28 protein-coding genes and 1 pseudogene are annotated in these 25653 nt (G+C 44.0%); 23 read left to right on the top strand and 6 right to left on the bottom strand.

What is annotated here, in order from left to right; genetic code table 11:
* Positions 1-47: 47 nt before the first annotated feature.
* The 11 genes and pseudogenes from DWZ38_RS17625 to DWZ38_RS17570 all read left to right on the top strand — a co-directional run bounded on the left by DWZ38_RS17625 (position 48) and on the right by DWZ38_RS17570 (position 12186).
* Positions 48-617, top strand: coding sequence for a DUF6560 family protein (locus DWZ38_RS17625; RefSeq protein ID WP_235837120.1), 570 nt, complete (start codon positions 48-50; stop codon positions 615-617).
* A gap of 283 nt (positions 618-900) precedes the next feature.
* Positions 901-1650, top strand: a complete 750-nt coding sequence (locus tag DWZ38_RS17620) for a hypothetical protein (RefSeq protein WP_019161659.1) — start codon at positions 901-903, stop codon at positions 1648-1650.
* A gap of 84 nt (positions 1651-1734) precedes the next feature.
* Positions 1735-3270 carry a serine/arginine repetitive matrix protein 2 gene (locus DWZ38_RS17615; RefSeq protein ID WP_178105369.1) on the top strand — a complete coding sequence of 512 codons (1536 nt, stop codon included), beginning with the start codon at positions 1735-1737 and terminating at the stop codon, positions 3268-3270.
* Positions 3271-3332: 62 nt separating this feature from the next.
* Positions 3333-3971 (top strand): CHC2 zinc finger domain-containing protein, encoded by a 639-nt coding sequence (locus DWZ38_RS17610; RefSeq protein WP_008371567.1) that lies wholly within the window; start codon positions 3333-3335, stop codon positions 3969-3971.
* Positions 3883-5259, top strand: coding sequence for a virulence-associated E family protein (locus DWZ38_RS17605; RefSeq protein WP_044930255.1), 1377 nt, complete (start codon positions 3883-3885; stop codon positions 5257-5259). The genes DWZ38_RS17610 and DWZ38_RS17605 overlap by 89 nt, the downstream gene beginning before the upstream one ends.
* Before the next feature lie 247 nt (positions 5260-5506).
* Positions 5507-5704, top strand: coding sequence for a hypothetical protein (locus tag DWZ38_RS17595; RefSeq protein ID WP_005335835.1), 198 nt, complete (start codon positions 5507-5509; stop codon positions 5702-5704).
* A gap of 41 nt (positions 5705-5745) precedes the next feature.
* Positions 5746-6423: pseudogene (locus tag DWZ38_RS17590) on the top strand (DNA topoisomerase); the annotation flags it as partial.
* A 202-nt stretch (positions 6424-6625) separates the two neighbouring features.
* The gene (locus DWZ38_RS17585; protein WP_117688311.1) at positions 6626-10657 is read left to right on the top strand and encodes a YodL domain-containing protein; all 4032 of its coding nucleotides are present in this window, start codon (positions 6626-6628) and stop codon (positions 10655-10657) included.
* 4 nt (positions 10658-10661) lie between these two features.
* The gene (locus DWZ38_RS17580) at positions 10662-11615 is read left to right on the top strand and encodes a hypothetical protein (RefSeq protein ID WP_117688310.1); all 954 of its coding nucleotides are present in this window, start codon (positions 10662-10664) and stop codon (positions 11613-11615) included.
* Between the two features lie 2 nt (positions 11616-11617).
* The gene (locus tag DWZ38_RS17575) at positions 11618-11824 is read left to right on the top strand and encodes a transposon-transfer assisting family protein (RefSeq protein ID WP_178105368.1); all 207 of its coding nucleotides are present in this window, start codon (positions 11618-11620) and stop codon (positions 11822-11824) included.
* Complete coding sequence (locus DWZ38_RS17570) at positions 11821-12186, top strand: cysteine-rich VLP domain-containing protein (RefSeq protein ID WP_117688308.1); 366 nt, start codon at positions 11821-11823, stop codon at positions 12184-12186. The genes DWZ38_RS17575 and DWZ38_RS17570 overlap by 4 nt, the downstream gene beginning before the upstream one ends.
* 177 nt (positions 12187-12363) lie before the next feature.
* Here DWZ38_RS17570 and DWZ38_RS17565 read toward each other — a convergent pair whose 3' ends face one another.
* The 5 genes from DWZ38_RS17565 to DWZ38_RS17545 all read right to left on the bottom strand — a co-directional run bounded on the left by DWZ38_RS17565 (position 12364) and on the right by DWZ38_RS17545 (position 15294).
* Positions 12364-12732 (bottom strand): DUF6050 family protein, encoded by a 369-nt coding sequence (locus DWZ38_RS17565; RefSeq protein WP_005928622.1) that lies wholly within the window; start codon positions 12730-12732, stop codon positions 12364-12366.
* Between the two features lie 4 nt (positions 12733-12736).
* Positions 12737-12967, bottom strand: coding sequence for a helix-turn-helix domain-containing protein (locus DWZ38_RS17560; protein WP_117688307.1), 231 nt, complete (start codon positions 12965-12967; stop codon positions 12737-12739).
* Positions 12968-13059: 92 nt separating this feature from the next.
* Positions 13060-14400, bottom strand: a complete 1341-nt coding sequence (locus tag DWZ38_RS17555; protein ID WP_117688306.1) for a relaxase/mobilization nuclease domain-containing protein — start codon at positions 14398-14400, stop codon at positions 13060-13062.
* The gene (gene mobC, locus DWZ38_RS17550; protein ID WP_005422959.1) at positions 14361-14690 is read right to left on the bottom strand and encodes a plasmid mobilization relaxosome protein MobC; all 330 of its coding nucleotides are present in this window, start codon (positions 14688-14690) and stop codon (positions 14361-14363) included. Before mobC ends, DWZ38_RS17555 begins: the two co-directional genes overlap by 40 nt.
* Before the next feature lie 244 nt (positions 14691-14934).
* Positions 14935-15294, bottom strand: coding sequence for a helix-turn-helix transcriptional regulator (locus DWZ38_RS17545; RefSeq protein ID WP_173907081.1), 360 nt, complete (start codon positions 15292-15294; stop codon positions 14935-14937).
* A 160-nt stretch (positions 15295-15454) separates the two neighbouring features.
* Between DWZ38_RS17545 and DWZ38_RS17540 the strand changes: the two genes are divergently transcribed.
* The 12 genes from DWZ38_RS17540 to DWZ38_RS17485 all read left to right on the top strand — a co-directional run bounded on the left by DWZ38_RS17540 (position 15455) and on the right by DWZ38_RS17485 (position 24923).
* Positions 15455-15637 carry a helix-turn-helix domain-containing protein gene (locus tag DWZ38_RS17540; RefSeq protein ID WP_005422953.1) on the top strand — a complete coding sequence of 61 codons (183 nt, stop codon included), beginning with the start codon at positions 15455-15457 and terminating at the stop codon, positions 15635-15637.
* Positions 15630-16328 carry a VanR-ABDEGLN family response regulator transcription factor gene (gene vanR / locus DWZ38_RS17535; protein WP_005422951.1) on the top strand — a complete coding sequence of 233 codons (699 nt, stop codon included), beginning with the start codon at positions 15630-15632 and terminating at the stop codon, positions 16326-16328. Before DWZ38_RS17540 ends, vanR begins: the two co-directional genes overlap by 8 nt.
* Complete coding sequence (locus DWZ38_RS17530) at positions 16315-17403, top strand: HAMP domain-containing sensor histidine kinase (protein ID WP_005422949.1); 1089 nt, start codon at positions 16315-16317, stop codon at positions 17401-17403. Before vanR ends, DWZ38_RS17530 begins: the two co-directional genes overlap by 14 nt.
* 152 nt (positions 17404-17555) lie before the next feature.
* Positions 17556-18386, top strand: a complete 831-nt coding sequence (locus DWZ38_RS17525) for a hypothetical protein (RefSeq protein ID WP_233435094.1) — start codon at positions 17556-17558, stop codon at positions 18384-18386.
* Positions 18387-18394: 8 nt separating this feature from the next.
* Positions 18395-19108, top strand: coding sequence for an ABC transporter ATP-binding protein (locus tag DWZ38_RS17520; protein WP_005422944.1), 714 nt, complete (start codon positions 18395-18397; stop codon positions 19106-19108).
* On the top strand, positions 19098-20285 hold the full coding sequence (locus DWZ38_RS17515) for an ABC transporter permease (protein WP_005422943.1): 1188 nt from the start codon (positions 19098-19100) through the stop codon (positions 20283-20285). The genes DWZ38_RS17520 and DWZ38_RS17515 overlap by 11 nt, the downstream gene beginning before the upstream one ends.
* 29 nt (positions 20286-20314) lie before the next feature.
* Positions 20315-20806, top strand: coding sequence for a hypothetical protein (locus DWZ38_RS17510; RefSeq protein ID WP_227235243.1), 492 nt, complete (start codon positions 20315-20317; stop codon positions 20804-20806).
* Positions 20807-20850: 44 nt separating this feature from the next.
* Positions 20851-21810, top strand: coding sequence for a peptidase S11 (locus tag DWZ38_RS17505; protein ID WP_005422939.1), 960 nt, complete (start codon positions 20851-20853; stop codon positions 21808-21810).
* A gap of 464 nt (positions 21811-22274) precedes the next feature.
* On the top strand, positions 22275-22715 hold the full coding sequence (locus tag DWZ38_RS17500; protein WP_065532039.1) for a sigma-70 family RNA polymerase sigma factor: 441 nt from the start codon (positions 22275-22277) through the stop codon (positions 22713-22715).
* On the top strand, positions 22696-22956 hold the full coding sequence (locus DWZ38_RS17495) for a helix-turn-helix domain-containing protein (RefSeq protein WP_022263773.1): 261 nt from the start codon (positions 22696-22698) through the stop codon (positions 22954-22956). The genes DWZ38_RS17500 and DWZ38_RS17495 overlap by 20 nt, the downstream gene beginning before the upstream one ends.
* A 422-nt stretch (positions 22957-23378) precedes the next feature.
* Positions 23379-23615: a helix-turn-helix domain-containing protein gene (locus DWZ38_RS17490; protein ID WP_065532041.1), complete on the top strand. Its 237-nt coding sequence runs from the start codon at positions 23379-23381 to the stop codon at positions 23613-23615.
* A 3-nt stretch (positions 23616-23618) separates the two neighbouring features.
* Positions 23619-24923 (top strand): tyrosine-type recombinase/integrase, encoded by a 1305-nt coding sequence (locus DWZ38_RS17485; protein ID WP_117854360.1) that lies wholly within the window; start codon positions 23619-23621, stop codon positions 24921-24923.
* 185 nt (positions 24924-25108) lie between these two features.
* On the opposite strand, the gene DWZ38_RS22955 is transcribed toward DWZ38_RS17485, so the two are convergent.
* Positions 25109-25653, bottom strand: a 545-nt coding sequence (locus DWZ38_RS22955; protein WP_243000346.1) for a tyrosine-type recombinase/integrase, incomplete at its 5' end; no start/stop codon positions are given.

The raw sequence follows: 25653 nt of genomic DNA, 5'->3' as shown, positions 1-25653 counted from the left end.
CGATTTCAAACAATCATTTTTATATATCTGGAACTATGGAGGGCAAAATGAATGATTTTTTACGAATGTGTTTTAATATAATTACACAAATAGGTCCCTATTTAGTTGTACTTCTTCTTTTGAAATATCTTGTAAATCTTCAACAAAAGAGAGCTAAAGAACGAGAGGAAGAACAGAAAAAGGGAATAATTAGGACGCATTATATAATAAAAACCGAAAAAGTACTTACTATGTTTTTTGTATTGGCGGTGTTTCTTTTTGGGGGAGCTACGGTAGCCAGTGCTATTCAACAAGATGATTTATTGCCACCAATTGGTTTTAGTATTTTCTTTATTGTTTCTTTAATCGGCTCATTGAACATGATTATGTGGAAATTGGAAGTGAACGGAGATGAAATCACATGGCGTTCAACTTTTGGAAGAAAGAGAACTTTTCGCTTTGAAGATATTACATATTGCGAGATGAAGGGAAATTCTATTCGTGTATATGTCAATGGCAAAAAATTATTCACTATTGACAGCGGTGTTGATGATAGTGAATTTATGGAGGATATAGAGAGAAGAAGAATCCCTGTAAAATCTTACTGGGCAAATCAGCATAAGAAAAATCGTAAATGACATAGATTTTATAACAGTACGATGTTAAACAACTGAATATGACCGTCAAGGTCAGATGAAGAAACCGATGTATTGAGCGTAAAGCGATCATGCGTCGGTTTTTCTTACATGAGCTGACAGAATTCCGACTGTATATCACCCGTGAGGAAAGTATCGGTGACTATGGATTTTGCATAAATGCGCGTTACGGGTAAGTAAAAAACTACTTGATAGAGTGTGAATTGAATTGTTCATGTCGGTATGATATAATTTACTGAAATGAAGCAAGAAGGTGGACTTTTGTATGAAAAAATTTTTGAAAATATTGCTAATCATTATAGGAATAGTTTTTTTAATTTTTGCAGCGCTGATATGTATTGGACTGTTTGTTGATTATGATGACCATATTGAAAATGGTCGTTATACTTATGTTCCGGAAGAAGAAAACAAAGGAAATGAGTATATTGAGTTTAAGTTGACAGATAATGGCAAAGACGATTCTAAACTTACATATTATAACTCTATCGAAGAAGCTATTTTGAATTCCCCCTTAAAAGCAGAACATGAAAATTTATCAGCTCCAGAAGATTTTCTTAATCATGTTGATGAAATATTGCATATATGGAATGGCAAACAGTATGATACGGTTTTCTATCGGGCAGGAAGTGATAACGATCCCGTTCAAGGTTTTGTGATTGTACGCTGCAAAAAAAAGATAGAAAATGAAAGTACACAATATGCGTTTGTAAATGCTACACCAGCTACCACTACACCAGATACCACTTATGGGGGAGACTTCAAAAAATTTATCCATTTATCTTTAACAATAAGTGATATTCAACAAGACTTAAATCCAAATTATCCGGATACCAGATTCGTTTTTGGCTATGCACATGATAAAGAAATTTACTCATTAGAAGTAGAAGGTCAAAAGCCAGATGGGATTATAGAATATGAAGAATATGGTAGAACGATGTATATGTGGTATTATAACGATTTGAAAAGCAATAAAAGAGGCGATTGTCTGAGCTACTCAGTAGATGTGCCAGAGTAATTTTTCAAATTGGCTAATCTGCCACAACTGAATATGACCGTCAAGGTCAGATGAAGAAACCGATGTATTGAGCGTAAAGCGATCATGCGTCGGTTTTTCTTTTTGCAAAATAGTCCGGTGGACTGTTTTGTAAAACCGAAGGAACTGACAGAGCTTGGGACGGGGCGAAGTCAGTTTGTTCGGGCGGGAGTACGGAGGGTGCAACCCTTTGTGCATGGGTACAGGGAATGCAATATCCCTGTGCAGGTCAAGGGCGGCAGCCTTGCCCAGTTAAGTGGCGTTTCGCCACTTAATACTGGGTATTACTTGACGCAGAAAGCCGCAAGGAATCAGCTTCGCTGCCCTTCTCCCCTGTCGGGGAAATCAAAAAGAAAAGGAGGAACTCATGTGAAATTAACAAGACACAATGGACGAGCCGGAAAGAATGGCGTTTATAACCCGAAGCACAATGACCGCAGTTTTGACATTGCCAACAGCGAACACATTGACGAAGAACGAGCCAAACAAAATCTCTATTGGGACTGTTACAATGGCTTTCGCAATTTCAAAAATCCCGAAAAGGAAAATGAGCTGTCTGCCACTTTTGAAGATGTGGAACAGCTTTTTTATCGTCAGCGGTATCATGATTTTGTAACAGGACAGAATGAAAGAAATGTGAAGAACCGACACCCTGAAAGAAATAAGGAAACTGGAGATTTACTCAAAAGCAAAAAGACCTGTCCAGAGGAAACGGTCTATCAGATTGGAACGCTTGACAATCATGTTCCGCCGGAATTGCTCATTGAGATCGTCACAGAATTTATGGAAATCGCAAATGAGCGTTTCGGCTCTCATGTCCATATCCTGAATTGGGCGCTGCACTTGGATGAAAGCACCCCTCATATTCACGAGCGTCATGTGTTCGACTGTGAAAATCAATATGGAGAGATTGCCCCACAACAGGAAAAGGCTTTGGAAGCATTGGGGTTTGAACTGCCGGAACCGGAGAAGCCAGTCGGAAGAAAAAACAACCGCAAGATGACTTTCGATTCAGCTTGCCGAGTGCTGCTGTTTGATGTGGCGAAAAAGCATGGCTTACAACTGGAAGAAGAACCGGAATATGGTGGTCGTGCATATCTGGAAAAACAGGACTATATTCTTTTCAAGCAAAAGGAGCAACTGGCAGCACAGGAGCAAAAGTTGGAAGAACTCACGATGAAGATTGAAGATGTGGAAGCTTTGGTGGACGAGGTTGCCGATATTGCCTATGACAAGGCGGTTGAGGTCGTTGCTGATACTGTAAAACTGGAAACGCACAAGGAGGATATTAAGCTGGTGGAGCAGTCTAAGGCGTGGGTTCTCTCCCCTGAGCGTAAGGCTTCAAAGAAAGAAGTTGAGTATGCAGTGAAACGATTGGATGGCGTGATTGGCAGAATCACAAATGCTATGAAATCAACTATTCAGAAAATCCAAACTACGCTGATGAAACCGGAGGTCAAAAAAGCCGGAACGGAGCAAATCAAGAAGAAAGCCAAAAGTTCCATTATAGAGCAGTTGAGCCGCAAGAAGAAGGAAATGGCAGAGCGTGAAGTCAGCCGGACAATTCCGGCGAAAAGCAAAAAACAGGATATGGAACTTTAAGGCACTTGCTATTTTCGTTTTGAAAATGACAGGTGCTTTTTTCGTTTCTGGAAAGGAGTCACATGAATGTATTTGAAGTTGTAAAAGAAAATGTTACTGCCCGACAAGCCGCAGAAGCCTATGGCTTGAAAGTGGGTCGCACTGGTATGGCGTGCTGTCCGTTTCACTCGGATAAGTCCCCCAGTATGAAGCTGGATGAACGCTATTACTGTTTTGGCTGCGGAGCAACTGGAGACGCTGTTGATCTGACAGCGAAGCTATTCGGTATCGGGCTGAGGGAAGCTGCTGTCAAACTTGCTGAAGATTTTGGTCTTAACTATGACAGCCGACAAAAGCCCAGTATTCGCCCTCGTATTCGTGAGCCGACACCGGAACAGAAGTATCAAAAAGAAGAAAATCATTGCTACAAGGTGCTGACGGATTATTTTCATCTTCTTAGAGAATGGGAAAAGAAATACGCTCCTAAACAGCCGGATGAGGAATGGAATCCCCTGTTTGCAGAAGCACTGTATAAGAAGAACTATATCGAATATCTACTTGATATTCTTCTGTATGGTTCATTGGAGGAACGAAAAGCACTTGTGGCAGAACAGAGAAAGGAGGTGTTAAAACTTGAACAGCGAATTGCAGAACTGTCAGCAGACAGAACCATGCACAGTAGAAGAAATCCGAAACAGCTTAGAGCAGAGCGAGAAAGGTAAGGTTTATAATACTGCCGCAAATTATAAGCGTGTTCTGCAATATGACCCACTTTTGAAAGGGGCTATCCGAAAAAATCTTCTGACCGAAAGAATCGACATTGTGAAGCCCCTCGGTTGGTATCGTGACAGCCCGACATTGACGGATGTGGATGTGAAATATCTGCTCCTATATTTTGAAGAAAACTATGGATTGACCGTAGAGAAGAAAATCATAGACGCAGTTGCGGTTATTGCCAATGAAAATCGTTACCACCCTGTCTGTGATTTTCTCAATGCCTTGCAATGGGACGGAACAGAGCGCATACGCTTCTGTCTGCACCGCTTTCTCGGTTCTGATACAGATGATTACACCTATGAAGCATTGAAGTTGTTTCTGCTGGGTGCTATCTCACGAGCTTTTAAGCCGGGGTGCAAATTTGAGGTTATGCTCTGTCTTGTGGGCGGTCAGGGAGCCGGAAAGTCCTCTTTCTTCCGTTTGCTTGCGGTCAATGATGACTGGTTCTCTGATGACTTGAAAAAGCTGGATGATGAAAATGTGTACCGCAAAATGCAGGGGCATTGGATTATTGAAATGTCGGAAATGATTGCAACCGCCAACGCTAAGAGCATTGAAGAAATCAAGTCCTTTCTGAGCCGCCAAAAGGAAACCTATAAGATACCCTATGAAACACATCCGGCAGACAGAAAAAGACAATGTGTGTTTGGAGGTTCTTCTAATACCCTTGACTTTCTTCCCCTTGACCGAACAGGCAACCGCCGCTTCGTTCCGGTTATGGTCTATCCTGAAAGGGCTGAGGTTCATATTTTGGCAGATGAACAGGCTTCCAGAGAGTATATCAATCAGATGTGGGCAGAAGCTATGGAGATTTACAGAAGTGGCAATTTCCGTCTGAGATTCAGTCCGGCTATGAACGCTTATCTGAAAGCCCACCAAAAGGACTTTATGCCGGAGGACACAAAGGCAGGACAGATTTTAGACTATTTGGAACGCTATTCCGGCAGCATAGTCTGCTCTAAGCAGCTTTACAAGGAAGCACTGGGGCATGATTATGACGAACCGAAACAATGGGAGCTGCGAGAGATCAACGACATTATGAATAACGCTGTCACAGGCTGGAGGGCGTTCAGCAATCCGAGGTATTTTCCAGAGCCTTACCGCCGACAAAAGGGCTGGGAGCGTATCAGGAATGACAACGAGCCTGACAACAGCATGGATGGTTTTCAAGAAATCCCGACAGAGGAAATGGAACAGTTAGGACTTCCGGAAGAATGGTTGAAGCAAAAATAAAAGCCCGTTGTCGCTTCGGTTGTCGAGCCGGTTGTCGGTCTGGTTGTCGGGCAAAAATCCCGAAAGCCTTGATATTGCGGCACTTTTCCCTCTCTGACAACCATGACAACCAATATTATAAAGAAAAAGGAAATAGTAAAAAGATAGTATCGCCCGATAAAGAAAAAAGGTTTTCTGATGTCCGTTGTCGGAACTTCGTTGTCAGACCTTTCCTTGTCGGGCTTTTTCATTCAAGGAGGAATATCGTATGACAAATATTGTGAACAGTACACTACCCACCCCAAATAACCATTCGGAGAAAAACAAACCGGATGGAGTTTTTGTGATTAAGCAAGGCAAAACAAATTATAAAGTCAAAGTGTTTTTTGACCATAGTAGCGGTTTGACTGCGGAGGACAGGTTGAAACGCATTATTCAGGCAGAAGCAGAGAGAGAATCTGCGTAAGTAATATGAAAAATATCCACGCACCCCCTTGACAAAAGCTTTCAGAAGCGTCCTTACTTTCTGCTATGGAACGCGCCGGGAATGAGGACACCGACCCGGACGCAGAACGCCGGGGGCTTGGTACGCCCGCTACCCGCGCCGCTGTCATTGAAAAGTTAGTGGGAGGCGGCTTTGTGGAGCGCAAGGGCAAGCAGCTGCTTCCCACCAAAGACGGGACAAATCTTGTCTGCGTCCTGCCGGACAGCTTAACTTCTCCGCAGCTTACGGCTGCATGGGAAAACAATCTGACGCAGATTGCAAAGGGCAACGCCGACCCGGACACTTTCATGCAGGGTATCGAAACTATGGCACAGGAGCTTGTAAAAACCTATGCTTCCGTGTTAGGCGAGAAACAGGAGCTTTTCAAGACAGAAAAAACAGAGCTTGGAAAGTGTCCCCGCTGCAAGTCCCCGGTCTATGAGGGAAAGAAAAACTACTACTGTTCCAACAAAGAGTGCAGCTTTGCCATGTGGAAAAATGACCGCTTCTTTGAGGAATGGAAAACCGTCTTTACCCCGAAGATTGCCGCAGCACTTTTGAAATCCGGCAAGGCAACAGTCAAAAAGCTGTATTCTCCGAAAACAGGAAAAACCTACGACGGAACGGTGCTTTTAGCTGATACGGGCGGTAAGTATGTGAACTACAAAGTAACCATTTCAAAGGACAAAGAACTGGAATAGCAAGCATAGGAAGCGGGTACCCACTTCCGTAAAATCCCTGCCACTCATGTAGAGCTTGGCGGGGATTTTGCTTGTTGGGAAGTTTCCCAAACCCTCTAAAAATCCTCAAAAATCTTTGGCAGAAATGCGGGCGCACCGTAGTAGGACTATGTAACCACAAACGCAGCGTCCGCGCTGCCATACGCGAAAGGAGGTTTTACACATGGCAAGTTTGCGCGACAGCGTAAAGGACTATCAAGAGGAACTTAGGGACGGTATTGCATGGGTAGCATTTTGGAAAGAGGGACGTTCATGGAACGCCGAGCTGTTTCATCTTGAAGTGGACGGTACTTTAGAACCGTTTGACAGGAGCCGGTTAGAAGAAATCAAAGCGGCTGACCCCACCGCCGTTATTCTAAACGGCTACTACTGCGGGCATTTAGGCGAGAATATGAGCCTTGACGAGTTGACCGCCGGAGTGCGCTATCACTATGAAAACAGCATGAACGACCTTGACGGTTTTATCGGGGCGCATGACGACAGGCTTCCCCCGGAGGTTATCGAGGAAGCAAGAGCCGCCGCCCATGCAGCGGGGCTTCCCTTTTCCGAAAAGCCCTACCGGGACGGGGAAGATTTTGACCCTTATATATTTGACGGAAGCATGAGCATTGAGGACTACGAGCTTATGCACCGCATGATTGAAAAAGAAAGGAGCGAGCAAATGGACGAATGGAAAACAGGTTATTCCTCATACGACCGCGACAGACTGGACGCCGCCGACAAGATGAAGATTGAGCGCGGTATCTATTTTGAAACGAAAGACGCGGATATTTCCCCGCTGACCGCCTTACCCCTTGCCGAGCTTATGAAGCTGCGGGAGGAAAGCGCGGCTGCGGAGCAGACCGTATTTGAAAATCTAAAAGTACAGGCTTCCGCATGGGAGGAACAGGCGGGAAAGACCCTGCTATTTGACAAGGCGATTGAGTATGCGAGAATACCCGAAGTGAAGCATACGGCGAACAAGTGGCAGGACGAGGACAACGACCGCCACACCATCAGCAACCGGGTATATAAAATGAGCTACCATGTTTACGAAAATACCCGTTACGACAAGGCAGCACAGAAGTCTATCCCGTATTCCTATACGCTGTCTTGGAACGTCTACACCAACAGCCCCCACGGATACGGACAGGCGAAAATCGCCGGACAGGACAGAAAGGTATTTGCTGACCGGGCAGCTATGGAAAAATATCTGAATGGGCGTATCAAGGCGTATGAAAAACTTTTTACGGAAATCTCCCCGGCTATCCCGCAGGAATACGCGGAGCAGTTTAAGGTAAACGGGCAGCTCTTACCGGGCTATACCGTAGAGGGCGAGGAAATCAAGCAGCCCGCTGCCGACATTCCCGCCGCTGCACCGAGAACCGAACCGGGACAGGATACGGAACAGTTTGCAATCCTTATTGACAGCCGCACCCGTTTTGAAACGGGAGAACCGGGCGGCTGCTGGTTATCCATGCCCGCCACAAAGGAAGAACTTCACGAAGCCATGCAAAGCGTCGGCATTACCGCAGACAATCCGCAGGAATTTTTCATTCACGGCTACTCTGACCGGGAGGACAGACACATTGCCCTGCCGTATGACATGGTATGCGCGGCACAGGTGGACGAGCTGAATTTCCTTGCGGCACGACTGGAAACCCTTGACGCTTCCGGGATTACCGCGCTGAACGCCGCCACGCAGCGCAGGAATGGTTTTGAGAATATCGGGCAGCTCATTGACTTTACCTATAACGAGGACTTTTTCGTGCATATCCCCGAAGTACATAATCTCCGCGAATTGGGCGATTATTACCTTAACAAATCCGGCATGGTGCAAATGCCCGCTGAATGGAAAAACAGCATTGACCTTATCGCCTTTGGACGAAACGCCGCCGCACAGGAAAAAGGCAGCTTTACGGAATACGGCTACCTTGTGGAAAGCGGCGACGCATGGGAGCAGCACTTTGAGGGGCGCGATGTGCCGGAGGACTACCGCATTATGAGCTACCCGCAGCCAACCGTCGAACTGGACGCAGCCCCGGCAGTACAGGCGACTGTTCCCGAAGCAACGCCGCAGGAGCCGCGCCCGGTTATCCCCATTGTCTTAACTTCCGAGAAGCCCGCCGAAAAGCTCAAAGAGATAACCGACCGCTTGGAGCAAGGCATTACGGAACTGTTCGACAGCGAGCGTTACAAGGAATATCTGCGCGTCATGTCAAAGTTTCATAATTACAGCTTTAACAATACGCTGCTGATCGCCATGCAAAAGCCCGACGCTTCCCTTATCGCCGGATTTTCCGCATGGAAAAATAACTTTGGACGAAACGTGATGAAAGGACAAAAGGGTATCAAAATCCTTGCCCCGTCGCCGTTCAAGATTAAAAAAGAAATGGAGAAAATCGACCCGCAGACACAGAAAGCCATTATCGGCAAAGACGGAAAGCCCGTAACCGAGGAAAAGGAAATCACAATCCCCGCCTTTAAGGTGGTATCGGTCTTTGACGTATCGCAGACCGAGGGCAGGGAAATCCCCGATATTGCCGTAAATATGCTGACCGGGGACGTGGAGCATTACAAGGAGGTTTTCGCTGCCCTTGAAAAGACTTCTCCTGTTCCTGTCGGCTTTGAAAAAATCGAGGGCGGCGCACATGGTTACTACCACTTGGAGGACAAGCGTATTGCCCTTGATGAGGGCATGAGCGAGCTGCAAACCTTAAAGACACTTATCCATGAAATCGCCCATGCGAAGCTGCACGACATTGACCTAAACGCCCCTTTAGAGGACTTGGAGAACAGACCCGACCGCCGCACCCGTGAGGTACAGGCAGAAAGTATCGCCTATACCGTGTGCCAGCATTACGGGCTTGATACCTCTGATTATTCCTTTGGATATGTTGCCGGGTGGAGTGCCGGACGGGAGCTTGCTGAACTGAAAAGCTCTCTTGAAACAATCCGCAGCACCGCAGCGGAAATCATCAACAGCATTGATGAACATATCGCAGAGCTGCAAAAGACGCAGGAACAGGCGCAGACTTCCGAGGTACAGGAAGTGACGCAGGACGCGCCGCCGCAGGAGAAGCCGGAAATCCCCGTACCCGACGCCACTATCAGCGTAAAGGAAATGCAGGACTACGGCTATTCTTGGGACGGTATGTTTCCGCTGAAACAGGAAGCCGCCGAGCGTTTGTTTACACAGGACGGTATCGAGGTTTTCCGTATCTATGAGGACGGCACCGAGGGAGCCGTTACCAGTCTGACCGATTTACAGGAACACGCAGAAAAAGGCGGCTTGTTCGGTGTAGAAAAGGAAACTTGGGAAGCCCTGCATGAATACAACGCCATGAAGCAGCAGCTACGGGAAAGTGTGCCGACAAAGGAAGCCCTTTTACTCTACGGCAAGGAGGACAGCTACGGGATTTATCAGTTAGCCCGCGGCGACGCCACAAGGGACTTGTACTTTGAGCCTTACGACCGCCTGCAGGCGACGGGACACACCGTAGACCGGGCGAATTATGAGCTTATCTATACCGCGCCCCTTACGGCAGACGTTACCCTTAACAGCATTTGGGAAAAGTTCAATATCGACCACCCGAAAGATTTTAAGGGACACAGCCTTTCCGTTTCCGATATTGTGGTGCTTCATCAGAACGGCGAAAATACCGCCCACTATGTAGACAGCGGCAGTTTTCGGAATGTGCCGGAATTTTTGCAGGAGAAGCAGTCGCAGCTTATCCCCGACGAGCATTTGACCGGGAAACAGATTAGAACGCCGCGCGGCAGTTTTTATGTATCGGATATGAGCGTTGAACAGATGAAAGAAGCCGGGTATGGACTTCATCATCAATCCGACGACGGGAAATATCTGATTATGGGAAACAGTACGCGGGCGTTTGCCGTTGCCGCCGAACAGCCGGAAAAAGCTAACCCGTTAAAACATATCGAGGACACTATCGAGCAGAACGACAATAACTTTGACGGTATCATCAACAACACGCCGCAGACGCCGACCGTGGACGCTCTGGAGCAGAAAGCAAAGGCGGGCGAGGTTATCTCCCTTGTTGACCTTGCCGACGCTATCAAAGCCGACAAGGAACAGGGAAAGACAGCAAAGCCGGAAAAGAAGCCCTCTATCCGGGCGCAACTCAAAGCAGATAAGGAAAAGGCACAGAAGAAACCACAAAAAAGCAAGTCGCAGGACTTAGAAAGGAGCTGACCGATTGGGTAAATTAAGTAAGTTTGAGAATGTGGACGTTATCGCTTCCCTTGAAGCGATTATGAAACAGAATACCGCTTTCTATCAGAGTGATTTTGAGATAGACAAACGGATTTTGCGAGAAGCAGCGTCAAGACCCGCTGCTGAAGAAAAACGGCTGCTATGGTTTTCCCGCCCGTCGGGGACGTGCTGCTTCCGGGAACGCGACGTTTTCCTAAAGGACACAAGGCAGCATAACACATGGCGGTTTTATGGGGAGCAGACCCGCGATAAAATCCTTGCCTATGCGGTGGAGCTGACCGGGAAAGAAAATGGGATAATCAAAGGCAATCTCTATGAGCTTGACTATCCGCAGCACTTCCGGGAAGTAGTCGAAAAATCTCTGCCCGCCGATAATTACACGCTGCTCTATGAGCATGGGGAACGGGTGCAGCCCGCCGGAATGTATTTTGACGGCAACCCCGACCCGCAGCTTGGGAAGTTTGAACGCTTTGAAGCGCAGCCTAATGACCCGGAAGCATTGCATTTTCTCATGCGGGAGGAAAAGCACAGCTATGACCGCTTAAAGCCGGGGGATTTCAAGGCGCATATTACCGCGTTGCATGACAGCCGGATTGAAGCCGAAGCACAGCGCATTGTAGCGGAAATGAAGCGGCAGGACAGCCCTAACAGCCCCAACAAAACACATTTCATGGTGGAGCTTTCGCCTTACTTTATGCAGTTAGCTTCTACAAAGGACACCGACCGTCTGTTTGCTATGCTGCCATACAAAACACTTTCTTTTTCTAAGATTGAGGGCAGGCATGGCACTTTTGCATTTTTAGACAAAAGCGAGGACAGAAGCCGGAATATCCGAAAAGCGCGCCCCTCTGTCCGGGCGCAGCTTACCGCAGACAAGAAAACAACCGCCCCGAAAAAGGCAGCGGCAAAAAGAAAAAATCACGATTTGGAGGTATGAGCATGAATAGATTTACTGTTGAGGAAACAAACCTTTTGAGCATTTACCATGAGGGAAGCAAGGCGCAGCTTATAGAGAACATGACCGCTGCGCTGCCTTACATGGACGCGGGATTACGGGAGCTTGCAAAGCGCACCCTTTCCAAAGTGAACGCGCTGACCGACGCCGAGTACAAAGAACTTTCCGTTTATCCTGCTGATGAAGTATGACCGGGATTAAGCGGCTGTCGCCGCGACAAAGCCGCAAGGTAAACACCCTTGTGAAAAAGGAGTGCTGCAACTGCGAGAATGGCAACTGTATTTTACTGGACGACGGGGACACTTGCGTATGCCCGCAGCTCATTTCCTATTCCCTGCTCTGTAAGTGGTTTCGGATTGCCGTACTTCCTCTTGATAAGCTGCTCTATGCGGAACTCTATCAGACCGAGGACAGAAAGAAATGTACCGTGTGCGGCGCGTTCTTTGCGTCCACCTCTAACAGCGTCAAATACTGCCCGGACTGTCGGAAGCGGATTACCCGCAGACAGGCAGCCGAGCGCATGAGAAAACGGCGCGCTCTTGTTACGCGGTAAGGGCGAAAAAAGCCTTGTTTTACAGGCTTCTGACAACCGTTTCCTCATAGGGCAAGGGCTTTATACCTTTTCCCTTAAAAACGGCGTTCTACTGCGTAACATTTCAGAACTGCACCCATAAGAAAACCGGGGCGCGGATAGTCTTTACTGACTGTCTGCGTCCCGGTTTTTCCTTTGCTATTTTTCCATGTTGATTTGAGGGGTTGCGCCCTTATCTGTGGTAAGTAAACGGTATATCGTAAGGGGGATATACCATGCAGCCACGACGAGCCGCCATATCAAAATGACCCCACCGATAATGCCGCCCAAAATGAAGTTGAGGGCAATGATACCCACCGTTCCGGCTATGTCATACCCATGCGGTACAAGCCATACGAACATACGGCGAATACCAAAGGGAATACCGCAGCACAGCCACACATAAAAGTAATTGGTCTGCCCGTCCTCTGTAAAGACGTTCTTAAACATGAAGAATAAAAACAATGCGATAACGGCGGGCAAAACGGTTCTCTTAAAAAAGTCTTTCCAAATTTCCCCGCGTGTCATGGTATCACTCCTTTTCTATTGGGAATTGTGGGATAGCTTCTAACAGTTTCAGTATGAGCGTTTGCCGTAAATCGTCGTCGATTTCCTCTTTTACGCTTCCGTCCGGCTGACGCTTTTTTACCATTGCAAGGCGGTTGATTTCGTCACCGTAACAAGCAAGCACTTTTTCCAACGCCCATTTTTCGCTCACAACGGCGGCGCGTATCGTTTCATAGTCCGGCATTTCCTGTTCCATTCTCTGACACTTCCTTTGCTGAAAATGTATCACTTTGGTATGTAACTACTGTTTTTGATAGGAACTATTATATCATACAAGTATGAACAAAGCTACTCCCCACGTTCTTTTCCTTTTTCCCGTTCCGGTTCTCTTGGCTGCCGTAAAATGCTGTCTATGTTCTGTTTGATAACGTCGTACTCTTTGACCTGTTTTTTCAGTCTGCCATAGTCGGCGTAAAGGGCTTCTTTCTGTTCCTGGAGCTTTTCATATTCCGATTGCAGCGCGGTGAGGTTCGGGAGCTTGGAAACGCCCGCCGCCTTTAATGCCTTTGCCGCTGCTTCATGCAAGATGATTTCGCGCTCATGGGCTGCCCGGTAACTGTCCTTATTTCTTGCTTTGCGGTATGCGTCATAGGCGGGTTTTGTCTTTTGGAACGTGGAAACATTCTTGATAAGCACCGCCATATCTGCAAGCCGTTTTTCCGCGCTCTTTAATGCGTCTGCCGCCTGTTCGCTCTCTGTCTGTATCTCTGCGATTTTTGCGGTCAAGTCGGTGTATTGTTCAATCTTGTGTTCCGTAATAAAATTCATGGTCTTAGCTGCCTGTTTCAGATTGTGGATTTTCGCCCATTGTTCATAACCCCGGCTCTGCGCCGCCTTGATACTGTTTTCAATATCAATGAGCAGGGACACGCCGCGTTCTGTCTTGGGAGCTTTGGCGGTGCGGGTACGCTTGCCCTCTATCCGTTCCCGGATTGCTTCCTCTGTATAATCTGCGCCGAGGGTTTTCAAACGGGTAAACCGTTCCTGTCCCGGAACCAAACAGGACACATATTTTCCCCGTTTGATTGTGAAGCCTTCTGCCTGTAACCGCGCGAGCAATTCTTCAAAGTCGGACACTTGGGGGATAAGGGTATCGACGGCAAGTTTCAATTTTGCTTTGGCGGTTTTCTCTTTCTTATACACCGCATAATTCTTTCCCTTGCCGCCTTTCTCCGGCACAAGGACGGACAAGCCGTTTTCCCGGCACAGCCTGTCGCTGATGTTGCGTATTCCGTAATAGGTGCGCTTGTTGGAAACATACTTGTGGTAGTCTACAAAGTTTACCGCACAAAAAATGATGTGGTTATGGATATGCCCTTTATCTATGTGAGTGGTAAGGACGTATTCATATTGCCCCTTTGTTACCGCGTCGGCAAGCTGTTTTCCGATTTCATGGGCTTTCTCATAATCGACTTCCCCCGGCTCAAAAGATTGTATCAAATGGTGTGCGAGGTTGTTTCCTCTGTCAAGAGCTTGCGACAATGTAAATCCGAACTCAATATCTGCCGTTTCATAGCTGCACCCGAACGAGGACACCAGCATTTTCCCGTCCGTCTTGTCCGGGTTTTGGATATAGTCAAGGGCTTTTTTTAACGTGCTTTTAATAGGCTTAATCTTTGTAACCGCCATATCTCCGCAAGCACCTCCTTGATTTCTTCTATATCCTCTTGGTAGACGCTGCCCGTCGCATTGACGCGCTTTGCAATCTGATTGACATTGACCCCGATTTTCTGTATCTCCGCTGTCATAGCTTTTATGTCGGCATGGTCTATCTGAATGATATACCCGTCGATTGCCATTTTCCGCAAGTAGGCTTCCATGTTCCGGGTAGGGACGAGCTGCATTTTCTGTTCAATGAACGCCCGTTCTTCCTCTGTTACTCTGAATTTAATTTGTACTGTCCGTTTCCTGCCGTTCATCGGCTCACACTCCTTTCCATTCCGAGGGTTTGGGACACTTCCCAACAAGCAATTTTCAACCGACGCGCCGCAGCGCAGGAGGGCGAAAATACGGAAAGGGTACCCCTTTCCTATGCTTGCTAAGAAACTTTCTCCCTTTATCCCTACTACATGGAAAATCTGATTTTGCCAAAGCAGGACAAAAGAAAAACGCCGCAAACTGCGACGTTTCAAACTGCTTTTTCTATGAAGAAACGAGGGAACTTTATTCCCCCGTTATTTCGTTGTTGGCTTCCTCAATCCCTTTTGCGGTAGCTGACAGGATTTTCAAATCCTTTTCGCTCATGCCGTTGAGCATGGTATCAAGCTGACGGCGGCGTGTGGACTTTTCCTGTTCCCGTTCCGGGAAAAAGAACTGGTCTACCGATACGTCAAGCAGGGTTACAAGCTCATACAAAATCTGCAAACTTGGGTGCTGCCCGCTGTTTTCAATGGACGCGATATATCGCGGCGCAATGTTCAGCTTATCCGCTAACTGGTTGCGGGAAATTCCCTTTGCTTTTCTTGCCGCTTTGATAGCCTGTCCGAAAGCCTTAAAATCAAACTTTTCTTTGCTCTGCTTCATAATCATTTCACCCAACTACATTGTATATTTCATCTCTCTTTCAAGATATGATTACACACATCATAGTATGGATAGAAATAGAGCATATCATGTACTTGCTATTATTCGGTTATCCGAGTATAATTATATTGATAATGTTTGAAGAAAGGACGGTTACGATATGGAATATATGTCTTGTCCCGAAGCAGCGGAAAAATGGGGTATTTCTGAACGGCGTGTGCAGATACTTTGTAAAGAAAATCGAATACCTGGTGTTTCAAAAATCGGTTATATGTGGTTGATACCCAAGAGCGCAGTAAAACCATTTGATAAAAGGATAAAAAGGAGTGTAGACAATGAATGAAAAAATTTTAGTTGTAGATGATGAAAAAGAGATAGCAGATTTACTTGAAGTTTATCTTAAAAACGATAATTATATAGTACACAAATATTACAATGGAATTGAAGCATTGGAATGTATTCAGAAAACGGAAATTGATTTGGCGATATTGGACGTTATGCTTCCTGATATAGACGGATTCCGTATTTGCCAAAAAATTAGAGAAAATTATTATTTCCCTGTTATTATGCTTACAGCTAAAATTGATGATGGCGATAAAATAATGGGGCTAACAATAGGTGCCGATGATTATATAACAAAACCTTTTAATCCCCTTGAAGTCATTGCAAGAGTGAAAACACAGTTAAGACGCTATCAGAAGTACAACAATCCAACAAAAAAGCAGTTTTTTCCAAAAAGTGAATATGACATTAGAGGATTGATTATCAATAAGGACACGCATAAATGCTTTTTGTTCGGAAAAGAAATATCTTTAACTCCTATCGAGTTTTCAATCCTTTGGTATTTATGTGAACATCAAGGCAAAGTTGTTTCAACTGAGGAACTATTTGAAAATATCTGGAAAGAAAAATATTTAGATAATAACAACACCGTAATGGCACATATAGGGCGGCTTAGAGAAAAATTAAATGAACCCGCCAAAAATCCAAAATTTATCAAAACAGTTTGGGGGGTAGGTTATGAAATTGAATAAAAATGAACAAAATTATCTGCTTACAATCCTGTTTAAAAGTTATATCTTACAGAGTGTAATTTGTTCGGGAATTATCTTAGTGTGTACGGTTTCGTTAGATATGGGACTTACTTGGGTACTGGATAGATATGTGGAACATTACTACCTGATATATAGGGGACTTTATGTTTATATGGTAGGGCTTATATTATGGGTAGTTTGCATTTTGTATTTGACTTATAAACTTTTGAAAAAGGTTGTTAATTATGTCTACGAGTTACAAGCTGCAACAGGAAAACTATTTGATAAATCAGTAGATTATATTGAACTCTCACCGGAACTAAGCGAAATTGCTATCAACATAAATCGCTTAAAGCAAGAAGCAGAAAACAATGCGCGACTTGCACAGGAAAATGAACAGCGCAAGAATGATTTGATTATGTACCTTGCACATGATTTGAAAACGCCGCTTTCTTCCGTCATTGGCTATCTAACACTACTGCATGATGATGAACAACAAATATCACAGGAGTTAAGAGAAAAGTATCTTTCTATTTCTCTTGATAAAGCAGAACGTCTTGAAGATTTGATAAACGAGTTTTTTGAAATCACACGATTTAACTTATCTAACATAACATTACAATACAGCAACATAAATTTGACCCGTTTATTAGAACAACTTATCTATGAATTTAAGCCCATATTAAAGGAAAAAAATTTGAAATGTACTCTCAATAGTACAAGCGACATTATGCTACATTGCGACGCAAACAAAATACAACGTGTGTTCGATAATCTCTTGCGTAATGCGGTAATTTACAGTTATACAGATACAGAAGTTGCAATAACCACAGAACTTCAAGAGAACACTATTGTAATTACTTTTGAAAATTTTGGGAATCCTATCGCAGAAGAAAAACTAAAACTAATATTTGAGCAGTTTTACCGAGTTGACACATCAAGAAATACTACAAGTGGTGGTGCCGGATTGGGACTTGCGATTGCGAAACATATTGTAGAACTACATAAGGGGACTATTGTTGCTCATAGTAAAGACGAGTGTATAAAATTTATAGTTACACTTCCACTTTCGTAGGAAAATCGTAAGAAATTCCGTAGCAAAAAAGAGGATTTTCTTGCGAACAATCATCAAAATTAAGGCTTTTATTTTGATATAATTATTGTATCAAGGTGAAAGCCTTTTATCTTTAAACGAAATATAATATACAATAACAAGGAGGTATGTTGGTGAAATACCAAAATCGAATTATGGCGTTACCTATGCTATGTATGATAATAATTGTGTTATCTGCCTGTTGTTTTGACGAGCAGAAAAATGAAACCAGTAACGTAAATCCAAAAGTACAATCCGTTGAAACGGTATCCGTTACTCGCGGTAATCTTACTCCAACGGTATCTGCTCACACAACTATTATTCCGGCTTTGGATTTTGTTTTATGTTCTTCTGTTGAGGGTACTTTTGAAGCCTGTTCCTCAGCCGGCAACAAAATTACTGAGGGTGGTGTGATTGGGAAAGTATCTGAAGAAGAAATAAAATCCCCAGTTGACGCAACGATTCTTTCTATTATCTCATCTAATGAGAGTGTTCCCAAAAATTATCCCTTAGCAACAGCTAAGTACACAGGTTTTGCTCTCAATATTGAAGCTGAAAATTTTTTGAAAATATTGCCGGAAAATGCAGCATTAAAAGCAAAGTTTCAAGTAGTTGATGGTGTGGGACCTACGGAAGCGATTGCAGTTGTAGTACCAGTATCAGAAAATGCAGAAAGCACATTGCAATGTTTAATTGGAAAAGATATTGATGTAAAACCCGGACAAAGTGCTACCGTTGTCATAACAGCCGAAACTAGAAAAGATGTGCTTTTGTTACCACTTTCAGTCATTGCGGGCAGACAAGGTAAGGGAATGGTAACCGTAATAAATGACGGAAAACAAATTCAAACAGAAGTTATGCTGGGTGCAACTGATGGTGCATATATAGAAATATTGTCGGGTGTAAATGAGGGCGATACAATTTCTTCTATTCCCCCAAACCTTGACCCAAGGAGTAAGGAGTAATTTGTAACATGGAAAAAACGAATGGAGGAAATTTAATTCAAATAAAAAACTTGGTAGCGACTGTTAATTTGAATAATGGTGATACCTTAGTAACTGTAAACAAAGCAAATATGGAACTAAAGCGAGGAAACAGCTATGCTATTGTAGGCAAATCGGGTTCAGGAAAAACAAGCCTTATATCAATTATAGGTTTACTCAACCACTCATATCAAGGCGAATTTCTTTATAATGGTATGTCTGTTTCCACTTTAACAGATAGCCAGCTATCTATGCTTCGAGCAAGTAATATCGGTTTTGTTTTTCAAAACTATTCTTTAATTAAACATTTAAGAGTTTGGGAAAATATTGAGCTTCCTTTACTTTATTCCAAAAAGAAAATGAATACAAGACAGCGGAAAGAAGCAATACGAAATCTTTTGCAAAGTGTTGGATTAGAAGGAAAAGAAAATGATTATCCATCTAATTTATCAGGAGGCGAACAACAAAGAGTGGCGATTGCCCGCGCACTTGCAGTATCGCCGGAAGCCATTTTATGTGATGAACCTACTGGTGCTTTAGATAAAAAAACCGGAAAACAAATTATGGACCTTTTACATCAAGTTGTGCTTAAAAATGGCATTATGCTTTTAATAGTAACTCATGACCTCGATATTGCAAAGACTTGTAATACAATTTTTGAAATGGACGGAGGGAGGCTTCAATGTGTTAAATATGATTCTTAAAGACCTTCGTATTTCTCCTCTAAGAAATATCTTAACAGGTATATCGATGTTTGTAGGAATTATTGCAATGATTAGTTCTGTCTTGGTGGGAACGCTTGGTAAAGAATATTTGATTTCTGTCAATGCACAGATGTATGGATGGAGTCCTACATATTCTTTTTCAATTACAGGATCAGATTTTCAAGATACCATTAAAATGGAGAATTTTTTTCGAGAAATTTACAATACTGATCATTTTGTGGCTGTTACCTTTTCCATGCTGGAAGAGATAACAGTTGCTCCAGTAGCGTCTGTCTCTTCTCTACAAGACATAAGTGACACTGTTTACAAAAAGACTGTACCCGTAGATGTTGTTTTTACTACAAGCACATATAACAAAATCTATAATTTGCCTATGTCATCAGGGGATTGGTTTGATTCTTCGGAAATAAATAAAACTCTGTGCATGGTAGTAAATAAAGCAGCACAGAATTATTTTGATACTTCATATGCTGTTGGAAATGTAGAAAGTAGTCTTTCATTAACACCATTTAATGTGGTAGGTACTGTGAATGACGGGACAGATATACCAACTGTATATCTTGACGCCCATTCAATAGAACTACTTGTTCCGAATATGTGGAAAGTAAAAAATGCAACTGTTCATTGGCATTCAGAAGCGGGAATTACCATGAGACAGATGTATTCGTCATTACATGACATTTTAGAAGATACAATAGGAGGAAATTTGGATATCATAGGGAAAAGTGATATTGGAGATACTTATAATTCCGTACTTTCTGTACTTCAATTAGGACTTTTGGTAACATCATTTTTATTGTTATTTGTTTCTGTATTAGGACAAATTAACATAGGGTTATCATCCTTGGAACAACGTACTCACGAATTACTAATTAGACGGGCGATTGGCGCTTCTCGTGCGAATATTGTTACTTTAGTGTTAGGCGCACAATTAACTATATCAGTGTTTGTTTGTATTGTTTCAATCCTGATATCCTTTTTCTTGGTTCAAGGCATGGGGTTATTTCTGCCTGTGGATTCTCCCGTAGCGGCACTGGAATATCCTATTCTTTCGGCAGTGGTAGCTGTTATAACATCCGTTGTTGTAGCGTTGCTTGGAGGACTATTGCCAGCGTTAAAAGCTGCAAAGCTTGAACCTGCATTGGCGCTTAGATAAAATAAATTTTATAAAATTGGAGGAAAAACATGAAAATATTATCTATGAAAACAACGATTTTTTTAGGAGCAATGCTTTCTTTATTGGTATGTCTGATGTTTACAGGTTGTTCAAATTCTGAAACAAATTCTACTTCAAGAGGACTCACGGATTTTGCACACATTGAAGAAGAATATCTTGCAACCATTGACAGTTTGAATTGGCCTGATGGCATTGCACTTCCTGATAAACTGGAAGATGAAGATACAGGAGCTTCCTTTCAGGTTGGTTATGGAGAAACGAGAGCTTCTTATTTGTGGGAATATTCATGGATGAAAGAATGGCTTGATACTTATAATACAGATCCAGAGCGAGCCGAAAAAGCATTAGAAGAATTGGAAAAAGCCTTCGACATGCCATATATGGGAATAGACCGGTGTGATGACGCAACTCGTAATTATTTGCGCGAAAATATAGATAAAGCAAAATTAGGTGACCCCTCTGGATTTACAGAAAGTATAAGAGCAAATTATGCCAATTAGATTTACCTATTAAATCTGACTGATTACTGTCGGAGGTGCAATTTATGAAAAGAAAATACAAGAGAAGGACGTCTCGTTTCGGAATATTTTTTGTTTTCCTTACTGCTGTAACGATAGCAGGTGTATTTTTCATACCGTGGGCAATGAAACCTGACAATTTTCGCAATGAGAAGAATAAAATCAACTCTTGGCTGAATGGAATTTTCTTTCAAGATTTTTATAATGCAAAATCCCTCATATTAGTTGACCTTTCTAATGACAATATATTTATTTCAAAGCGAGAAAACGAGCAACAGCTTCCTGCCAGCTTAGCCAAATTATTTGTCATTGAATACGCAGCAACACTTGCGGATTTAGATAGTATTGTTCCTGCAAATTATGAAGCAATCCAATTAACTAAACCTGGTTCATCTGTTGCGAATATAGACGCGAAAAAATATTTTCTCCACAATTTGTTTGCTGCCATGTTGGTTCCATCTGGAAATGACGCTGCTTATGTAGTCGCGGATTATTGTGGTTCTATTCTTTCACCACAAGCTAAGAATAGTCAAGAACGTATTAATGTTTTTATGGAACATCTAAATAATTACTTACAAAATCAAGGGTATGAAAACACAATTTTATATGACCCAAGCGGATATGATGTCAATGCTCTCACTACCGTTTCAGACCTAAAATCAGTATCTACTCACCTTTTAGAGAAGCAATGGTTTAGAGATATTGTTTCAAAGAGTAATTATACAGCTACTTTACCTGACGGAAGTACGCAGACATGGAGGAATACTAATACTTTTCTTGACCAAACATCAGAATATTACAATGAAAATGTTAAAGGTATCAAGACAGGTTCCTTATCTAATGACTATAATTTAGTTGTTCTTTATCAACAACATGGAAAGGAATTTTTAATATGTAGTTTAGGCTCTCAATCGGATTCTTCAAGATATGATGATGTGAATTATATTCTTAAAACAATAGATGAATCTGACTATTTAACTAAATGATTTCATCTGCCGGACGACGGCAAAAGAAAAAAAGCCGTCGCAGAGCAGACACATTTTCACGCGCCTACTCTATTTCGGCGGCTTTGATTATCAGAGCCGCCGTTTCTTTTTATCCATCTAAATTCCAACGACGACCCTCTACCATGTAAAGGCATGGCGGCTTTAGGAGGTAGCCGCCATGCACTTATCAACTTATCGACACAAATCGACATTCCCCCAATTATCAAAAAAAGTCTATCCCCTGCAACGGGGTATTTCGGGCATAAAGATGAACAATCACATCATCTAAATACTTTTTATGTTTCCTTTGCGTCTGTCTGCGCCTTGCAGATGGGCGCATTTTGCATTTTACAGAACTTTTTTCAAAGAAATTTTTGCTTTCGTCCGGCGTTTGAAAAAGTCGTCTGTATTATCACGCGAAAAGGGGAGGTACTACCACCTTTCGACAGAAAGGAGGTGAGAACATGGAACCTAATCGCAGAGAATTTCAAAAGCAATGTGCCTTTCAAAGTTTCTGTAAACGGGTGCTGCACAACGAAGCGTGCAACGCCCACGACGAAATCCGGCGACGCAGGAAACGGGAAGTATCGTTTTGCGACCTTGCCTTGCATGAGGAACGGCAGCTTTACACCGTTGACAAGTATTTTCAAGACGAAGAAGCTGAACCGCGTTATCAAATGGCAGGAAAAGAGATAACCCCGAAACTGCTGCTTGAAGCAATCCGCACTTTGCCGGAGGAAAAAAGGACTGCTATCCTGCTGTACTATTTCGAGGGCATGACCGACGTGGAAATCGGAAAGATGTTCAATACGTCGCGCAGCACGATACAGTACAGACGGACAAGCTCTTTTGAACTGTTAAAGAAATATTTGGAGGGACACGCTGATGAATGGGAAGAATGGTAAACAATCCGACTACCCGGAAATCGCCCTTGTTCCCTATCCCGTCATTGTGGCGGCGAGCAAAGGCGACCCGGACGCTATGAAAATAGTCTTGCAGCATTTCAGCGGCTACATAGCGAGCCTGTCCATGCGGAAGCTCTACGACGAGCGCGGCAACGTCTACTATGGCGTTGACGAGGACATACGGGAACGGCTGCAAGCAAGACTGATGAGGGCTATCCTCACATTTCGGGCTGATGAATAGTTGAGCATGACCGTAAAACGTCTTGTAACCCCTTTTCCGTTTTACGGCAAGCAGAACAGCCATCTTGTTCTTTGAAAAAGAAAGCGGCGCAAAAGAACGGCGACGCAGTATAGGGCAAATCGGATACGTTCCTTTTGTGCCGAGCCATACGGCGGGTGCGCCATGACTTCCCTTTCGGGAACGAGCGAACAACACTACACCGCAAAGCAAGTCAGCAGCTTGCGGGCGACGACACACAAGAGGGATAATGATACTCCCTTACAGCCACAGTCCGAGCGTTAGAAGCGTCGCAGGCAATGGGTAGGGCTGCGTGAGAACCACGCAGGAGTGAAATTCTCGTGGAGCTATGCTAATAGCCGTTCGATTAAAGCCCCTTTTATTCAAAAACATACCTTTGAGCCATTTTGAAAGGGGGTATTCCTATGGCTAAAAAGGAAACTACAAACCATGCCGCCCCTGTTTTGCCTATGCTGAAAACAGTAGAGCAAATGAGCAAGGTTAGCGGTATTGGAGAAAATAAATTACGCGAGCTTATGGATAACGGCGAACTGGAATACGTTCAAAACGGAAACCGCCGCTTGATTGCCGATACCGCTATATGGGATTGGTACGAGCGAGCGAAAACCGCCGTAAAGCCCCCGGCAGAGCAAGGGGGTTAAGTTATGGCAATCTCAACAAGACAGGTAAAAAACAAACGCGACAGCAACGGCATACTGACCGGACGACCCGGCACAGTCTACGACGTAAACATAAAGTACACCGCCCCGGACGGAAAAAAGAAGTCGTATGCAAAAAAGGGCTTTGCCACCAAAAAGGAAGCAGCACAGCATGAAGCGGAAATGAAAACGAAGCTCCAAAATCCGGGGCAAGTTGCTTCTATTACTTCACAGAGGAAACAGACTGTCGCTGCCTATCTCAATGACTGGGTGGAAAGCTATGCAAGAGTGAACTTGCGCCCCTCTACTTATGACGGGTATAAAAAGACGATTGCAAACTATATCAATCCGTATATCGGCGGCGTTACCCTCAATCAGCTTACCCCTGCTATGGTAGACAAGATGTTTCAGCAGATTATAGACAAAGGCTTGAAGCCGTCCACCGCAGCCGGGGCAAAACGTGTTTTGAGTGTGGCGTTGAGCCATGCCCGCAAATACCGCTATATCGAAACCAACGCGGCAAAAGATACCCTTACGAAGTTTGGGAAAGGCGACAAGACCCCTGACCCTTACACGCCGGAACAGGTGAAAGCCTTAATGCAGCGCGTCGAGGGTACTGTTGGGGAAATGCCTGTTATCTTGGGCGGGCTTTACGGTATGCGCCGTTCTGAAATCTTAGGCTTGCGTTGGCGCAATGTGGATTTGGAGAACAACACCTTTGATGTTACCGAGCAGCTACCTTTCAAGGTACCGCCAAAAACAAAAGTCATTGAAGAAATGGCACCGCCGAAATCCAACGGCAGAAAGCTACCCATTACGGAGCTTGCCCGCCCGTTCTTCCTCAAACAGCTTGCCATGCAGGAAGTACAGAAAGAACAGGCAGCAAAAGACGGAAAGCCTTACTATGACAATGACCTTGTTGTAGCAAAGCCGGACGGCGCACCTATCGCCGCGTCGTGGGTGTCCTCTCAATTTGGAAAGCTGCTTGAAGATTTGGATATGCCGCACATTCGTTTTCACGATTTACGACATACGGCAGCGACCAATATGCACCAACTGACAGGCGACTTCTATACGGTTGGCGAAGTCTTGGGGCATACGCTTGCGGGTATCGGCGCGTCGCTTGGGCTTTCCATGAACTTTGAAGCTGTTACCGCCCGTTATGTGGACGTGCGGCTTGAACGAAAAAAAGAAGTTTTGGACGCTTACCATAGCGCGGTGGAAAAAGCAGCCCCGGAGAAACCAAAGGAAGCCGAGCCGAAAAAAGGAAAACGGGCAGCAAAGAAAAAACACAGCGAAATAGACCTTTAACCGCTGTATCTCTTTACTGCTCTTTACAACCTTTTATATGCCCGCGTGGAATTTGGGCACCATTTGGGCACCATTTACGGAAAAAGCACCATGAAAACAGAGGGTAAAAGAAACGCCGACAACTCACAAAAACGTAGTGTTCATGCGGGTTTTCGGCGTTTTCCTATCCCTTAACGGGCTTCTATTCATCTTGTGCGAGAGAGAAAAATTCTACTATATTTTATATCTGTACCACTTTCGAATAGGTGGCTGGCAAAACTATGACGGCACACATGAGAAGAAACATGACGGTTAATGCCGGCGAGTTTAGCACTTTTCTTAAAGAACTGGTTAACACTGGCTATATCAAGATATCCACCGGACCAGGAACTTGGGAAAAGGATATCTTTAGGGCGACCACATTTGTACCAATACTCTGTGAGAAGGTCTAAATTTTTTTGAGACAGAATTGTATACCTGTCAATTCTGCCTTTGGTTTCACGAACATGAATTGTCATGTTGGTACGTGAAATGTCATCATAATGAAGATGAACAACCTCTGATACACGTAATCCGGAAGAATACATAGTTGCAATAATCGCTTTATGCTTCAGATTCGGAGTGGCGTCAATGATTGCATTTATTTCATTGCGGGATAGAACAGCAGGAAGATTTCGCTCTCTTTTCATAGCCGGAACAGTGTCATCATCCCAAAGAATCTTCAGCACCTTTTTATATAAGAACTTGATTG

Source organism: Ruminococcus sp. AF31-8BH (assembly GCF_003460605.1).
In the GTDB taxonomy this organism is placed as follows: domain Bacteria; phylum Bacillota; class Clostridia; order Lachnospirales; family Lachnospiraceae; genus Blautia_A; species Blautia_A acetigignens.
This window is presented reverse-complemented; position numbering and strand designations above follow the sequence as displayed.

Bases quoted from the DNA above. Each gene is read 5' to 3' on its own strand.
- DWZ38_RS17505 (WP_005422939.1), top strand. From the start codon at position 20,851: ATGAAAAGAAAATACAAGAGAAGGACGTCTCGTTTCGGAATATTTTTT.
- DWZ38_RS17555 (WP_117688306.1), bottom strand. From the start codon at position 14,400: ATGGCGGTTACAAAGATTAAGCCTATTAAAAGCACGTTAAAAAAAGCC.
- DWZ38_RS17625 (WP_235837120.1), top strand. From the start codon at position 48: ATGAATGATTTTTTACGAATGTGTTTTAATATAATTACACAAATAGGT.
- DWZ38_RS17615 (WP_178105369.1), top strand. From the start codon at position 1,735: ATGCGTCGGTTTTTCTTTTTGCAAAATAGTCCGGTGGACTGTTTTGTA.
- DWZ38_RS17520 (WP_005422944.1), top strand. From the start codon at position 18,395: ATGGAAAAAACGAATGGAGGAAATTTAATTCAAATAAAAAACTTGGTA.
- DWZ38_RS17570 (WP_117688308.1), top strand. From the start codon at position 11,821: ATGACCGGGATTAAGCGGCTGTCGCCGCGACAAAGCCGCAAGGTAAAC.
- DWZ38_RS17575 (WP_178105368.1), top strand. From the start codon at position 11,618: ATGAATAGATTTACTGTTGAGGAAACAAACCTTTTGAGCATTTACCAT.
- vanR (WP_005422951.1), top strand. From the start codon at position 15,630: ATGAATGAAAAAATTTTAGTTGTAGATGATGAAAAAGAGATAGCAGAT.
- DWZ38_RS17620 (WP_019161659.1), top strand. From the start codon at position 901: ATGAAAAAATTTTTGAAAATATTGCTAATCATTATAGGAATAGTTTTT.
- DWZ38_RS17485 (WP_117854360.1), top strand. From the start codon at position 23,619: ATGGCAATCTCAACAAGACAGGTAAAAAACAAACGCGACAGCAACGGC.
- DWZ38_RS17495 (WP_022263773.1), top strand. From the start codon at position 22,696: ATGAATGGGAAGAATGGTAAACAATCCGACTACCCGGAAATCGCCCTT.
- DWZ38_RS17560 (WP_117688307.1), bottom strand. From the start codon at position 12,967: ATGGAACAGGAAATGCCGGACTATGAAACGATACGCGCCGCCGTTGTG.
- DWZ38_RS17515 (WP_005422943.1), top strand. From the start codon at position 19,098: ATGATTCTTAAAGACCTTCGTATTTCTCCTCTAAGAAATATCTTAACA.
- DWZ38_RS17530 (WP_005422949.1), top strand. From the start codon at position 16,315: ATGAAATTGAATAAAAATGAACAAAATTATCTGCTTACAATCCTGTTT.
- DWZ38_RS17565 (WP_005928622.1), bottom strand. From the start codon at position 12,732: ATGACACGCGGGGAAATTTGGAAAGACTTTTTTAAGAGAACCGTTTTG.
- DWZ38_RS17540 (WP_005422953.1), top strand. From the start codon at position 15,455: ATGGAATATATGTCTTGTCCCGAAGCAGCGGAAAAATGGGGTATTTCT.
- DWZ38_RS17610 (WP_008371567.1), top strand. From the start codon at position 3,333: ATGAATGTATTTGAAGTTGTAAAAGAAAATGTTACTGCCCGACAAGCC.
- DWZ38_RS17585 (WP_117688311.1), top strand. From the start codon at position 6,626: ATGGCAAGTTTGCGCGACAGCGTAAAGGACTATCAAGAGGAACTTAGG.
- DWZ38_RS17545 (WP_173907081.1), bottom strand. From the start codon at position 15,294: ATGAAGCAGAGCAAAGAAAAGTTTGATTTTAAGGCTTTCGGACAGGCT.
- DWZ38_RS17595 (WP_005335835.1), top strand. From the start codon at position 5,507: ATGACAAATATTGTGAACAGTACACTACCCACCCCAAATAACCATTCG.
- DWZ38_RS17500 (WP_065532039.1), top strand. From the start codon at position 22,275: ATGGAACCTAATCGCAGAGAATTTCAAAAGCAATGTGCCTTTCAAAGT.
- mobC (WP_005422959.1), bottom strand. From the start codon at position 14,690: ATGAACGGCAGGAAACGGACAGTACAAATTAAATTCAGAGTAACAGAG.
- DWZ38_RS17490 (WP_065532041.1), top strand. From the start codon at position 23,379: ATGGCTAAAAAGGAAACTACAAACCATGCCGCCCCTGTTTTGCCTATG.
- DWZ38_RS17510 (WP_227235243.1), top strand. From the start codon at position 20,315: ATGAAAATATTATCTATGAAAACAACGATTTTTTTAGGAGCAATGCTT.